The sequence below is a fragment of the Mesorhizobium sp. M0052 genome, from assembly GCF_040323255.1.
GTDB lineage: Bacteria > Pseudomonadota > Alphaproteobacteria > Rhizobiales > Rhizobiaceae > Mesorhizobium.
The window spans coordinates 1-12947 of record NZ_JAMYUS010000028.1; the positions used below are offsets into that span (position 1 = coordinate 1).

14 protein-coding genes and 1 pseudogene are annotated in these 12947 nt (G+C 58.4%); 5 read left to right on the forward strand and 10 right to left on the reverse strand.

The window, feature by feature from the left end:
* The first annotated feature begins 885 nt into the window (after positions 1–885).
* From NKJ77_RS28110 to tnpC, 3 genes and pseudogenes are all read left to right on the forward strand, one after another.
* The gene (locus tag NKJ77_RS28110) at positions 886–1182 is read left to right on the forward strand and encodes a transposase (protein ID WP_352536081.1); all 297 of its coding nucleotides are present in this window, start codon (positions 886–888) and stop codon (positions 1180–1182) included.
* A gap of 151 nt (positions 1183–1333) precedes the next feature.
* Entirely contained in the window at positions 1334–1690 is a 357-nt protein-coding gene (gene tnpB, locus NKJ77_RS28115) for an IS66 family insertion sequence element accessory protein TnpB (RefSeq protein ID WP_023709031.1), read from the forward strand.
* Between the two features lie 69 nt (positions 1691–1759).
* A pseudogene (gene tnpC, locus NKJ77_RS28120) lies at positions 1760–3292 on the forward strand (IS66 family transposase).
* A gap of 385 nt (positions 3293–3677) precedes the next feature.
* Here tnpC and NKJ77_RS28125 read toward each other — a convergent pair.
* The 10 genes from NKJ77_RS28125 to NKJ77_RS28170 form a co-directional block, all read right to left on the reverse strand.
* Complete coding sequence (locus NKJ77_RS28125) at positions 3678–3893, reverse strand: hypothetical protein (RefSeq protein ID WP_352536082.1); 216 nt, start codon at positions 3891–3893, stop codon at positions 3678–3680.
* A gap of 887 nt (positions 3894–4780) precedes the next feature.
* Positions 4781–5185, reverse strand: a complete 405-nt coding sequence (locus tag NKJ77_RS28130) for a phosphatase PAP2 family protein (RefSeq protein ID WP_352536083.1) — start codon at positions 5183–5185, stop codon at positions 4781–4783.
* Positions 5067–5705 (reverse strand): phosphatase PAP2 family protein, encoded by a 639-nt coding sequence (locus NKJ77_RS28135; protein ID WP_352536084.1) that lies wholly within the window; start codon positions 5703–5705, stop codon positions 5067–5069. The genes NKJ77_RS28130 and NKJ77_RS28135 overlap by 119 nt, the downstream gene beginning before the upstream one ends.
* Before the next feature lie 69 nt (positions 5706–5774).
* Positions 5775–6461: a methyltransferase family protein gene (locus NKJ77_RS28140; protein WP_352536085.1), complete on the reverse strand. Its 687-nt coding sequence runs from the start codon at positions 6459–6461 to the stop codon at positions 5775–5777.
* Positions 6433–7230 carry a sterol desaturase family protein gene (locus NKJ77_RS28145; protein WP_352536086.1) on the reverse strand — a complete coding sequence of 266 codons (798 nt, stop codon included), beginning with the start codon at positions 7228–7230 and terminating at the stop codon, positions 6433–6435. Before NKJ77_RS28145 ends, NKJ77_RS28140 begins: the two co-directional genes overlap by 29 nt.
* 143 nt (positions 7231–7373) lie before the next feature.
* Positions 7374–7898: a prepilin peptidase gene (locus tag NKJ77_RS28150; protein WP_352536087.1), complete on the reverse strand. Its 525-nt coding sequence runs from the start codon at positions 7896–7898 to the stop codon at positions 7374–7376.
* 6 nt (positions 7899–7904) lie between these two features.
* On the reverse strand, positions 7905–8450 hold the full coding sequence (locus tag NKJ77_RS28155) for a tetratricopeptide repeat protein (protein ID WP_352536088.1): 546 nt from the start codon (positions 8448–8450) through the stop codon (positions 7905–7907).
* 52 nt (positions 8451–8502) lie between these two features.
* Complete coding sequence (locus tag NKJ77_RS28160; protein WP_352536089.1) at positions 8503–9459, reverse strand: type II secretion system F family protein; 957 nt, start codon at positions 9457–9459, stop codon at positions 8503–8505.
* 11 nt (positions 9460–9470) lie between these two features.
* Positions 9471–10442 (reverse strand): type II secretion system F family protein, encoded by a 972-nt coding sequence (locus tag NKJ77_RS28165; protein ID WP_352536090.1) that lies wholly within the window; start codon positions 10440–10442, stop codon positions 9471–9473.
* Positions 10442–11827: a TadA family conjugal transfer-associated ATPase gene (locus NKJ77_RS28170; protein WP_352536091.1), complete on the reverse strand. Its 1386-nt coding sequence runs from the start codon at positions 11825–11827 to the stop codon at positions 10442–10444. Before NKJ77_RS28170 ends, NKJ77_RS28165 begins: the two co-directional genes overlap by 1 nt.
* A 519-nt stretch (positions 11828–12346) precedes the next feature.
* Between NKJ77_RS28170 and NKJ77_RS28175 the strand changes: the two genes are divergently transcribed.
* Together NKJ77_RS28175 and NKJ77_RS28180 are read left to right on the forward strand one after the other, a co-directional pair.
* Positions 12347–12520 carry a Flp family type IVb pilin gene (locus NKJ77_RS28175; protein ID WP_352536092.1) on the forward strand — a complete coding sequence of 58 codons (174 nt, stop codon included), beginning with the start codon at positions 12347–12349 and terminating at the stop codon, positions 12518–12520.
* A 211-nt stretch (positions 12521–12731) separates the two neighbouring features.
* Positions 12732–12905, forward strand: coding sequence for a Flp family type IVb pilin (locus NKJ77_RS28180; RefSeq protein WP_352536093.1), 174 nt, complete (start codon positions 12732–12734; stop codon positions 12903–12905).
* Positions 12906–12947 lie beyond the last annotated feature (42 nt).

Below are 12947 nucleotides of genomic sequence, written 5' to 3' on the forward strand. Positions count from 1 at the left end.
TCGACAACCGAGCGCTTGAAACTCTCGCCGTGTCTGGACATGCAAAACCCCCGAAGGTTGTGTCCAACTTTCGGGGGTCAGTTCAAAATTTGGGGGCTTTGTTATAGAACGGCAGCGAGTGGGTGTTCGCTGCTGGTCGAGGTCCCGCAAGACTCGGCCGGGCTCGCATCACCTCGCCGGTCGGTGCGAGCCCACAATCGCGGCCATCTGGCCCCCTGTTTGAGCTTGGGCTTCATCAGAATGAAGGGCGACATGGTTCATCCGAATGTAGAAAGTTGAGTCGGGGGGAGGTGAGAATGAGGCTACCAGGAAATGTGTTGGCTGGGAGAACGCCGAGGTGCAGTGCGGTCCGCGAAAGCGATCAATGAGGTTGAATGCGCAGAACGTGCCGCCAAGACAGCCAGGTTGAAATCGCTACGCTTGGCTCAGATCTTCCCAGAGGCCGACCCGCACTTTTCGTTCAACGAGGAACTCGACTGCTCGGTACTTGTCGCCGTGCTGGCTCGGGAACCGCATAATTATCCAAAGCGGCCCGAATCCCATTCTTTCCGGCGGCTGCCCCTGCGACGAGGCCTTTGATCTCCTCAAGCAGCGCCGTTAGGCTTTGTCAACAATCGGCTTTTTTCGCCGTGGCGACCCCACATGGCTCTCAACAACGCGCACGTGCTCGGCGTCGACAGTCACGAGTGGCCGGAGGCTGACGGTTACCTTGTCGCCGTCGATGCGCGTGACCGGGCCGACTAATTCCATATGCTCGCCGATCACGGCCTTCGAAGTCGAATCGACAAACGAATGCGCGTGATTGCCAATATGATTATATCTTAGGCAGAGGGGGCTCTATCTTCCCGCGCGGCGGCCCATTTCTATGGATGGTAGCGCTAGCTGATGCGTAAGCGATGTTCCGACGGCACCTTTCGGGGATCGGCGTGTTTGGAGCCGGTGCGCCGGTTCGAGGTGTTCACGGGCTCCGGCCGGCGACGCGAGTGGCCCCCAGAGGAGAAGGCGCGGATCGTTGCGGAGAGCTACGAGGCTGGTGAAACGGTTTGTGCTGTAGCTCGCCGATATGCGCTTTCCCCGCAGCAACTGTTTGCCTGGCGCCGAGCTGCGCGTCAGCCCTCGGCAGAGGCGACAGCATCAGAATCTCTGTTCGTTCCTGCGGTGGGTGCAGCGTCCTTGCCGTAACCGGTGGCGCAGCGCCCACGACCACGGAAGCAGAAGACGGTCCGCGACGCCGGCGTGATCGAGCTTGAGATCGACGGTGTCGCCATGCGCGTTGGCCGTGGCGCCGATACAAGACGGTGGCTGCGGTAATCCGCGCGCTTAAGGCAACGACGTGATCGGGCCGACGGGTGCGGTCAAGGTAATGGTGGCGACAAAGCCAGTCGACTTCCGCAAGGGTGCGGAGGGGCTGGCGGCGCTGGTGCGCGAGACAATGGGCGCCGATCCGTTCAGTGGGGCGGTTTACGTCTTCCGCGCCAAGCGGACGGACCGGATCAAGCTGATCTTCTGGGACGGCACTGGCGTCTGCCTCTATGCCAAGCGTTTGGAGGATGGGGAGTTCCGCTGGCCGAAGGTGCATGACGGCATGATGCGGCTGACGGCCGCGCAGCTCTCGGCGCTGCTCGAAGGTCTCGACTGGCGGCGCGTCCATGAGGCGCGCCGGACCCGTGTTCCAGCCCAGGCCGGCTGACCCGCGACGAAGTGAATCAGCCTGGATTCCGCTGTCGCGGGCTGTCGGCGAATATGGTCTGATCCGGTCATGGCGATGACGGCGGACCAGCTTCCCGACGATCCGGATGCGCTCAAGGCGATGGTCCTGGCGCGCGACGTCGAGAACGCCCGGCTGATCCAGATCATCAAGGAATTGCAGCGCCACCGCTTCGGCCGTCGTGCTGAGACGCTCCCCGAGGATCAATTGCTGCTGGGGCTCGAAGAGGCCGAGCAGATCGAGGCCGCCGGTGACGAAGAGCAGGCACAGACCGCTCATGGCGAACGTCAGGCGCGTGTCGCAAAGCGCCGAGCGAACCGGGGCGTGCTGCCATCCCATCTGCCGCGCGTGGAGATGGTGGTCGACATCGAGGACCATGCCTGCCCGTGCTGCCGCAATGACTTGCACCGGATCGGTGAGGACGTGAGCGAGCGGCTCGATATCGTTCCGGCGCAGCTGCGTGTGATCGTCGGGCGCCGGCCCAAATATGCCTGCCGCGCCTGTGAGGATGTGGTCATTCAGGCTCCCGCGCCGGCGCGGCTGATCGAGGGTGGTCTTCCGACCGAGGCAACGGTCGCCCAGGTGCTGGTCTCCAAATACGCCGATCACTTGCCGCTCTATCGTCAGGCGCAGATCCATGCCCGGCAAGGCATCAATCTCGATCGCTCCACGCTCGCCGACTGGGTCGGCCGCGCCGCCTGGCACCTGCGTCCGGTGCATGAGCGGCTGCTTGGCAAGCTGAAGACCTCACCAAAACTCTTCGCTGACGAGACCACGGCGCCGGTGCTCGATCCCGGCCGCGGCAAGACCAAGACTGGGCAGCTCTGGGCCTATGCCCGCGATGACCGACCATGGGAGAGGAGCGACCCGCCGGGCGTCGCCTATGTCTATGCGCCGGACCGAAAGGCCGAGCGGCCGATTGCTCATCTCGCAGGATTTGGCGGAATCTTGCAGGTCGACGGTTATGGCGGCTATCGCGTGCTGGCCGAGAAGAGCGGCGTGACGCTCGCCTTCTGCTGGGCACATGTGCGCCGGCGCTTCTATGAACTGGCGGCAGCCGGTCCCGCGCCGATCGCCAGCGAGATGCTCAGACGGATCGCTGAACTCTACAAAATCGAGGACAGCATCCATGGCCGATCGGCCGACGAGCGCCGCGCTGCGCGTCAGGAAAAGAGTACTCCAATCATCGCAGCACTCGACCCATGGCTGCGTGAGAAGCTCGGCCTGATCAGTCAGTAGACCAAGCTCGCAGAGGCAATCCGCTATACGCTCTCACGCTGGGAAGGCCTCTCGCGCTTCCTCGAAGACGGCCGCATCGAGATCGACAGCAACACCGTCGAGCGCTCCATCCGTCCGATCGCGCTAAACCGCAAGAATGCGCTCTTCGCAGGCTCTGACGGCGGCGCCGAACACTGGGCCGTCATCGCCTCGCTGATCGAAACCTGCAAGCTCAACAGCGTTGAGCCGCTCGGCTATGTCGCCGATGTCCTCACCAGGATCGTCAACGGCCATCCTAACAGCCAGATCGACGATCTCCTGCCCTGGGCCTACATCGACAAGCTCGAGCTCAAGGCCGTGGCCTGAGAACAGCGCTTACGCTGATGCGACATCATACTGCAGCGATATTTTAGAATGAGCTAATTGCCTGAAAGCCTTATCATTGATCCAGACGCGGAACTGGAGGACGGGTGCGTTGTGGTCGCTATGTTTGGAGGCGGTCATCCCCAAACCATGAGCTGGCGCAACAATCACGGGCGAGGCTATGCGGGTCGCTTTGCCGCCAAGGGAAGTCTGCACGAGACGTTCCTTCTCGATTCCCTGCTGTGCGGACGAGGGCCATCTTCTTGCATTCGCATCCTCGGCCGGGTGTTCGGCGACCGGCGGCGCTTCCCGCGCTACAGAACCTGGAACGATCCAGTTTAATTCTCGAATAATTTGGCTCGCTGCCTCTGGCGGGCTTTTTTGTTGCTCAGCCCCAACGTCTCGACGCCGGGCTGCGGAACGCAAACGTCGTGATGTCGTCACGGGAAATCCCGATGTCGCTGAGCATGTCGTCTGGTGACTCGCTCAACTCGTCCGTTGCCTTCAACAGCGCCTTCTGCTCGGCTCGATGACGGACCCAATCGGCAAGGGGACCAACTGCGACAAGAGGAAGATTCACAAGCCTAGGAAGGTTCAAAAGCATCGTACCACTCCCTTTACCGCTGCAGTAAACTGCACGTAGCCTACGCTGATACGTCGATGCGTCTGTTACAAACCTCACAGAACGATCCGAACGGGCAAAAACTGCCCGGATGCCTGACGGTGGCGGGCCTTTTAGATATTAGCAATGCATAAAATGCGAGAAGGTTCATGGCATGGTTGTTAGCAAACTCGCTGCTATCGTGCGACGCAGGGCTCGGTGGATGGTGTGCTGGAATGCGCGGGGCTGGATGGATCCGGGGTCTGATGGAAGCTGACGCTCGCGATCTGCGGGGCGAGATCAGTCGGCTCCAAATAGACTTGATCGCTGCCGCCAACTCTCAGGGTAAATCCAGGCTCCATGACGTCGCGCACACACTGCGATGCCAGAAGGCGCGGCTGGAACGTCTGGAGGAGTGCCTCGCTTCAATGACGTCGAATGTCCGGCCAGAGGCATCCGCAACCCCGCCCCATGAAGGCCGGCCGTAAAAGGCAGCTCATCATTTCCGAAAGAGAACCCGCTGCCTCACAGTGGCGGGCTTTTTATTGCTCAGCCCCTACGTCTCGACGCCGGGCTGCGGAACGCAAACGTCGTGATGTCGTCGAGCGCGATCCGTCCAATCCGGTCTGGTGCAGACCGTGCGCGGTATTGGGTAACGGCTCAGCGTGGAATAGGCGCGCCTTGGCCAGGACGTCACTTTTTGCGTGGTACCGACCGATACCAATCACGCTGAGCGTCGCTGACCTGGTGAACAACGGGAGGGCGAGCGGGCGCGGGCAGGTCGCCGAAGCCCCGTAGGTAGGTGGCGTTTGGCATTGCGAACGCGACGTACTTGTCCGTGGCAGATAGTCGGTGGGCGTAGCGATCGGAAAGCTTTTTCGGAGAGGCGATCAGCTTCGGCCCATAGGAATCGGTCGTTGCGGCGAGTTGGCACTCTGAATGGCCGGGCTGGTACGATAGGCGGCCGATCTCACAACGACGATAGAACCTCCCGCGACGGCTGCCCCGGCAATCAGGTCAACCAAGTGATGGCCACCTTCCGGCATCGTACTGACGATCATGGTGATTTCCAAAACGACGACCGGCCAAAAGACAATCCGGAAATATCGCATCGAATACGCGATCATAACACCAAGGCTCGTGTGGAAAGAAGGGAACGTCACGAGCGGTTGAGCCTCACTCAAAAGTAAGGCGAACGGTTCGCCGGATCGCAGCTTCAGCAAAGTCGGGTGGTGCCACATCCCGGCATGAGCGGTGAAATTGCAATGTGGTGGCTGGCGGATTGAAGAACGCATAGGCGCCCGCAGCCGGGGCCAATGCGACAACGACCCCTACGATCGTAAGGCAGACCGCGCTGACTACAAAGTATTCAAGCAGTCGATCCATCCGGTGCATGAAGGCGTGCACCACTGCGACAATAATCATTTGCAAGCCGATGGAATGGTACGACGCCACCAGGATGGCACTGGCAGCCGAGCTACGATTGGTCAATTCCAAGAAGGCAAGCCAGTCGAAACCGAGCGTTCGGTCAAGTGCCGCTAGGTTTCCATCAATCAGTGGCCTGCTGTTAGCTGAAGCGAGGCAGATGAAGACGGCGATGGCAATCCCGAAGGGTATCGCGAGAGCACACAGATGTAGCAACGCATATCCTGCCCCGACCAACGTTCGGATCAATCGGGCAGGACGAGAGTCATCGCCCCGGATGCGATGAGCGACTAGGGCTACAACTCCATATAAGACAACGACGAGACCTGTTACCTTCGCGACGATCCAGATGTTTGAAGGATCAAAATAGCGTTCGAATAGGGCAACCAAACTAATACGGGTCCTGCAACAAGAGCCGTCAAACTCAATGATAAAAAAACGAACCGCCGACCTTCCCCATTACAACGCACCTCGCCACCTACGAGGCAGCGATAAGAATGGAAGTAGCATTGGAGTCGTCCGCCGGTACACATCGTATTCGGGGAACGCAGCCCGCAAGACCTTCTCCTCATTGACCAGCCGCCGATATTGGAAGGCCAGGGCGATGGCGCCGATCGCAGCCGCTGTCCAGGTTGGATTACCGAGGACAAGGCCGACCAAAACGATCGCCTCGCAGGCATAGAGTGGGTGTCGCACGATCCGGTAGGGGCCTGCCGTGACAAGTCGCCTGGCCTGCGCAGTGATGCTGAACGATCTGCCGAGCCACCATAGGCACCAAATGCAAAGCGTGAAACCAACTATGGTGATGAAGTTGGCAACAAGCTGAACTTGGGGAAGCATCTGGGCGCGATGGGCGGCAATCAAAGTTACGGTGGCGAAGCATCCGATCAGCGCCGAGATTCGGGGTTCGATCCCTTGCGCCGTTTTCACAGGCGGAAGCCGCCCTACCGTGGTGGCAACAATGAGCACAAGAAAACCAAGGGCTGCAACGTCCGCAGCGACATCGACGGCCACCGCAAGCGTCCATTCCGCGTTACGCAGAAGTGAAATCAGAGCTCCGGCCTTCAAGGTGGCGCACATCGTGAAATAAAGTGTCATCACGGCACGCCCGATGAAATCACGCATCTCCGGCGGCAGGAGCGTCATTTGTTTTACCCTTCGGTATTAGTGGATAGGCGAGTTGCTCGACATAGGTTGGAGGTATCGCATCATCGATCCCGTAGCGCTCTGGCACCGTATTCCCAGGCAGGTACATCGTTCCAAAAAGCACGTCGATAAATGCAAGCTGACCTGCGAAATTCTTGTCGTATGCCGCGCGGTCATGAGCGTGATGCCAATGATGAAACTGGGGCGAGGCGATCAGCCACCGAAGCGGACCGACATTTAGCTTGACGTTGGCATGCAGCAACAGGCCGTGAGCGTGGAAAATGAACCCGAACAGGGCGATCGCAGGATTATTAAAGCCCAACAAGTAGATGGGTACGAACGACGCGCTTTTGGTGAGAGCCAAGTCGACGGGATGAATCCTGTGGGCGGCCAGCCAATCTAGCTCTTCAATGCTGTGATGGATTGCATGAAAGCGCCACAAGAATGGAACGGCATGAAAGGCACGGTGCACTGCGTAGAATCCGAAGTCCGCAATGACTATGATCTCTGCCACCTGCAGCCAAACCGGTTGTGATGACACAGCGCTGCCAACATAGGCCGGAATCAGTTGTCCCACAGTGCTCGTCGCCAGCGTAACAGCCGCTATCAAGCCAATGGTTGTCGGGATGCTGTTGAAGAGAGCGTAAATCAGGTCGTTGAAGAATGCTTTTCTCAGTATTTTTTGATCGCGTCGCAGCGCAAACAGCTGCTCGATCGGAACGAAGATCAGAACCGCAATCAAAAGCGCTTTGAGATTCAAAAGATACATGTGGCGCCCCGCCGGCAACGACCAAACCCAACCACTTCGCAGGCTTTAGCGCAAGCTAATGATTTACAAAGGGTTAATCCACCTCCCCAACCCTGCGCAAAGCCCTGACTGGGGCACCCCAAAGGCGTAGAGGCAGCCACCTGTCAGGCCAACAGACCGACTAGGATTATCAAGCTGTTGTAGATATGAAACGCCAATGTGCAGATCGAAGCGACCGAGATTGGAACGCCGAACGGCACCACCCCCTTGCGATCCAGATGCTCAACATAAAGGCGGAAGGCACCTTCGGGAAGCATGAACGGGTTCTTCACGATTAAAGCCGTCGCGAGGGCGAAAACCAGGAGCAGTGCGGAAAACACGATGAGATCGCTGCCGCCGATCAGGAACGGCGTAACCGCCATCAGTTTGACATCGCCCGCTCCAACTTTGCGCAGAGCCCAGAACGGGAAGAGCGCTATGAACAGCACGAGGCCAGCAAGCGCACTCAGGCCCATATTCCACCACGATCCTGATAGAAGCGACAGGAACTGCAGCGATCCCAGCCCGAGGCATAAAAGCAGCATCACATCCCGGTTGGATATTTTCTGGGTGGCGAAATCTACCCAAGCGATCCTTGCCAGCAGCGGGATCGCGAGCACCTTCAGCAGCAGCGATGCGGCGAGCAACATGCCGGCCTACCGCTCGATATTCTGCACACTGGACGACAGCAGCTTCAGATTGTTGGCAACTGTCGGATCGCTGGGCGCCAGTTCGTAGGCTTTGAGGAAATTGGTGCGAGCATCCTGCAGCTTGCCGCGAAGCAGATAGGAATAGCCGAGATTGTTGTAGTATTCGGGCGTACCGCCGATCAGCTTGAAGGCGCGGCTATACGCCAGATCAGCGAGGTCGAAACGGCGAATACGGTCGCAGGAGGCGGCAAGGCCAAGCCAGGCAATGCCGTCATTGGGCCCAAGTCGGGTGGCCTTGTAAAAAAGGGCGCCGGCATTGCCGTAGTTTTCAGAGCGAAACTGGGTCTTGGCCTCGGCGACGGCCTGGTCCGAAGCATAGTAGTCGACGTCGCTGATCGTCTTCAGGCCGTCGAACGTATCGCCAAAAGACGTGACGTCGCCTTTGGAGGGTTCGTTGGTGCGGACGACATCATCACTACCATTGGTCTGGCAACCAGCAAGCAGGACGAGCAGCACACCGGCTGCAGCGGCGAAGCGTATTTTCCCTGTCATTTCGTCCCCCAGGGCCCCCCCCACTTCAATTAGAACCAAAGCATATGATTGCTCAGAAGAAAATGCCTTTCATGCGGATTACCACCGGCAGCATGACTACCATCATCACAACTGGAAAAATGCAGAGCCCCAAAGGGATCATCATCTTGACCGGCAAAGAATTGGCCTTTTCCTCGGCACGCATGATTCTCTGGCCTCGCATTTCGTCGCTGTAGACGCGCAGGGCGTCCGTCAGGCTGGTGCCGAGTTCCTCGGATTGCCGAAACAGAACCGCCAGGGCCCGCGCCTCTTCAAGCCCGATGCGGTCAGCGAGCCCACGCAGCCCCTCGCGGAGCGGCTTGCCGGCGCGCAACTGCAAGGTCATGATCGCAAGCTGGATGCCGAGCCATTTGTGGGTTCCGGCCAGTTCGTTGCTGACGCGCTCGACCGCCGCCTCGAGACTCATGCCAGCATCGGCGCAAGTGATGATCATGTCCATGAAATCGGGAAAGCCGCGACGATAGATTTGCTTTTGCCCATTCTCGAACCGGTCAAGCGCGACACTTGGAATCACAAGGCAAGCCAGCCCAAGCAAGGCCGCGCCCCCAAACGCAACAAGACTGGGCAAATTGGGCGGCAAAACATTTGACAGCAGCGCGTAGGTCGCGGCAAAGCCGAGGCAGACCGCACCGAGCCGCGACAGAGTATAGATGAGGGGGGCGCTCGCTTGGTAGAAGCCTGCACGAAAGAGTTTTGCCTCAAGTGCATTCGGTTCGTCGCGTTCCTTTTCGATCGATCGAAAATAGGCGTCGACGGGTTGCTGCGCAGAGATCCTGGCCAGTTGTTCCTGGCCGACAAGCGAGCGGCGGTTGGGAATGCCCTCTGCCAGCAGGCTTTGCGCAACCAGTTTCCGAGTCTGCAACACCGGCATAAAGACAAGCGCACCTAACAGGAAAAGCGCCATGGCCGCCAGGAAAACGGCGATAGAAACCACAAAGCTGAGATCTTGGGGGAAGGAAAAAAGGTTCATAGCTCGCCCCGTCAAAAATCGAAATTGACCATGCGGTACATGATGAAGTCACCCAGCAGCGCCCATAAGCCAAAGACCGTAAAAACCGGCGTGATCAATGGACTGCCCCATACGTCGCCGTAGTAACTTGGGGCGAGGACCATGAGGATGGCGATCATGGCGAGGGGAAATAGGGAAATGATCCACGCGGAGACTCGCCCCTCGGCCGAGAGCGCCCTGATCTTCAACCTGAGTTTCTGTCTTTCCCGGAGCACCGAGGAGAGATTCGACAGGATCTCGGTCAGGTTGCCGCCAGTCTTGGCCTGGATCGATAGCGATACCGACAACAGCTGAAGGCCGTCGAATCCCACACGTTGCGAGAGTTTCCGCACAGCATTTTCGAGGCTAAGACCGAAGGTGATTTCGTCGGAAACAATGCCAAATTCGGTACCGAGCGGATCAGGCATTTCTCGGGCCACCAGCGCAATCGCCGCGGTCGTTGGATGCCCAGCCCGCAGTGAACGCACGATCATGTCGAGTGCGTCGGGAAGCTGGGCAGCGAATTTCTTGATTCGCCTGCGGCGCGCGCGATGAACAAACGCAAGCGGCAAGGCAAATCCAATCAAAACAAAAATTACAAGCGAGGATATGACTGAAAGGTGCAGCACAAAAGCTAATGATATCGCCAGTATCAATCCAGCAAGGATGAACGTCGTGACAAAGGACAATGGATTCCCGGTAATGCCTGACTGTGTATAAAGCCGGTTCAATCCGACTGCACTAAAAAGAAAATCGCCTGAGCTGGTCAGACCACGCTCGCGCAGCAGCCCTTGCAGGGTTTGTTCAGCAGGGGCCTCGTCGGCTAACCGCTTGAGCCGGCGGTTGATCGTGCCGACCGTGGAGCGCCGTTTACTATAGGAAACAAACACCGCCTCGGCCGCGAGGATAACAGACGCCGCAGCAAGCACGTAGATAAAGTATAGCAATGTCTGGCCGGTGGGCATCAGAGCGGAACCTGCGGGTTGAAAGCATCCTTAGCGAAGTGAAGACCGAGCGTGGCTGCGTCCTGGGCGAAGCGCGGTCGGATACCGGTGGCGCGGAAATCTCCGACGATCTTGCCTTCCGGCGTCACCTCGCGGCGAACGAAATGATAGATTTCTTGGAGTTGAACGACATTGCCTTCCATACCGGTCAGTTCCGATATGGAGACGACGCGCCGTCCGCCGTCGGAAAGGCGCTGTGTCTGCACGATGATATCGATGGCTGACGCGATCTGCGCGCGAATGGAATCGTTGGTCATCGGCATACCGGCCATGCCGACCATCTGTTCGAGGCGCGATATCGCGTCGCGAGGCGTATTGGCGTGGATGGTGGTCATCGAGCCTTCATGCCCGGTGTTCATCGCTTGCAGCATGTCGAAGGCTTCTTCGCCGCGAACCTCGCCGACGATAATGCGGTCCGGCCGCATGCGAAGCGCATTCTTCAGCAATTCACGCTGGCGCACTTCGCCCTTGCCCTCGACATTGGGCGGACGAGTCTCCAGCCGGCCGACATGCGGCTGCTGCAATTGCAGTTCGGCAGCATCCTCGATGGTGATCAGGCGCTCCCTAGCCGGGATGTAACTGGACAACGCGTTGAGCAAGGTCGTCTTGCCGCTGCCGGTGCCGCCTGAAACCAGGATCGACTTGCGTGCCTGCACCGCAATCCTCAGCAAATCGATCATCGGCTGACGGATCGAATTGAACGCCATCAAACGTTCGAGCGAATAGGGGTTCTTAGAGAACTTGCGGATCGATACCAGCGGACCGTCGACCGAGATCGGCCGCACCGCGATGTTGACGCGCGACCCGTCTGCCAGGCGAGCATCAACCATCGGCGCCGACTCGTCGACGCGCCGGCCGATGGCGGAGACGATCTTGTTAATGACACGCAGCAGATGCGCCTCGTCACGGAAACGGATCGAGGTCTCCTCGATCACGCCGCGCCGCTCGATGAAGACGCGGTTGTGGGTGTTGATCAGGATGTCGGCAATGGTGTCGTCCTTGAGTAGTGGCTCGATCGGCCCCAGCCCGAGCATCTCGTCGGCCGTGTCGCTGGTCAACTGGTCGAGCTCCCGTGCATTAAGTGGCACGCTACGGCCGCGCACGAATTCGCGCACGATCGGCCGAATCTCGTTGAGGATTTCGTCCTTGGAGGCGCTTTCAAGTGCAGTCAGGTTAAAGCGGTCGATGAGATGGCGATGAAGCTCGACCTTGAGTGTGAGAAAATCGTCGCCCTGCACTTCGACATCCGCGGCAGGGATTGTTGCCACTCCATTCAACGCAGGCACGTCAGGCGCCGGTTGCGCGGCCCGCGGCTCATTCGGTCCCTTGATAAAGCGGCCTAACATGTCGCCCAAGCTCCCTTAGAATCCCCAAGCCTGGAAACTAAACGTTAACCACGCATGACACAAGCGCCGAACGCGGGTGAGAGAGTCGAATACTTGCAACATAGTTAAGACCTCTCTACAAAAAAATCCTTTCATTTCGAGGCTGTAGGTCCAAGAGCACACCTAAACCCAACCATCACGAAACGTCTCGCCCTGCAATGTGCGACCCCCTCGCCAAAAAACTCCGATAAACTACTACATATAAAGGAGTATGCACATTCGCTAATATGATGTGGTCGTCCGAATGGGGCGAGTCGGATTATGAATGAATGGTTAAGAACGCTAAAAAAACAAATAAGATCAGACGCTTGCCAAATGTTAATAGGCCGTCGGCCTGGTATTCTAAGGTAAAGAAACTGTTAATCCCGTTTGACTCTGCTTTTTGTCGGGACTTAGATCGAGTCGACGGGGGATGCTTGGGTATGGGGTTCATCCTTAGCTCGTCTCGTCGGGTTCAACCTCCAAAGGGAGTTAATTGGCATGAAGAAGCTCATGACGATGACCCGGCAGTTCCGCGACGATGAAAACGGCGCTGCTATGGTCGAATACACGATCCTTCTTGGCATGATCACCGTGGCGGTCATCGCCACGATCATCCTCGTCGGCACCTGGGTTACCGGTCGCTGGACCGCGCTCAACGCCGCTCTGCCGTGATGTTCTGATCGGTATGATCGACGCCGGGAAATGTCCCGGCGTCGATTAGATGGCCAACACAATCTGGCGAGTTGTACAAGCGCTCACTATTGTGGCACTCGCGTGCGTGCATGGCTATTGGACTGAAGATGACGGGGATGCTCTGGTATGGATTTCATCCTAGGCTTGTCTCGTCGGGTTCAACCTCCAAACGGAGTAAGGAGTAATTGGCATGAAGTACCTCATGACAATGACCCGGCAGTTCCGCGACGATGAAAACGGCGCTGCTATGGTCGAATACACGATCCTGCTTGGCATGATCACCGTGGCGGTCATCGCCACGATCATCCTCGTTGGCGCCTGGGTTACCGGTCAGTGGACCACGCTGCAGGCGGCGTTGCCGTAACAACTTAACGTAGACGCCGCGGCCAGCCCCGGCGTCCACCAA